This window comes from Zooshikella harenae (assembly GCF_018837975.1).
Taxonomy (GTDB): Bacteria; Pseudomonadota; Gammaproteobacteria; order Pseudomonadales; family Zooshikellaceae; genus Zooshikella; species Zooshikella harenae.
In genome coordinates this window covers 1-537 of sequence record NZ_JAGSOY010000371.1, presented here as the reverse complement: position 1 = coordinate 537, position 537 = coordinate 1, and the positions used below count along the sequence as shown (strand labels likewise).

Below are 537 nucleotides of genomic sequence, written 5' to 3'. Positions count from 1 at the left end.
TTGTGCTGGGCTTAAACTACCTAAATAAGCCTCACCGACACGGCGCTTCATCATCGGTTGAGGTTTAACCGCATTTTTCGGTTTGATATAGGCGGGCTTAAAGCTTTTCACTTCATAGCCTTGATCAGGCAGTGGTCTACCTTCCAGCATGGGCGAAACAAACGGCGCAAGACGTCGTTCACCAAACACTAATTCAAAATTAATTTGCTCTTCCTGTGATTCATAAATCGAGGAAAAGTATTTATTTAAATAATACGGAAACGGTTTTTTCTTGAATTCGATCGTACGCACCAGCGTAATCGTATCGCGGTCGATATTCACGGTCATGGCAGTAATTACCTATTAAATAAGCGATGTAAGAAGTGTGTTCAGAAAGGCGTAAAGCGAATAATTAAAAGAATGACTTATTTATAGCTGGGTGTTTTTAAAAATATTCCACGCTCACGAAACGGTTGCATAAGGGTTTGTTCCGTATGACCATTACCTAAATACAGTGCAGCAGGATTAAAACAACCGGCAGCATACACCCCGGCAGAT

General features: G+C 41.3%; 1 protein-coding gene. It reads right to left on the bottom strand.

Annotated features, from left to right (window positions below; translation table 11 throughout):
• A partial coding sequence (locus KCG35_RS26170) for a major capsid protein (RefSeq protein ID WP_215822874.1) occupies positions 1-327 on the bottom strand: 327 nt, incomplete at its 3' end.
• Positions 328-537 lie beyond the last annotated feature (210 nt).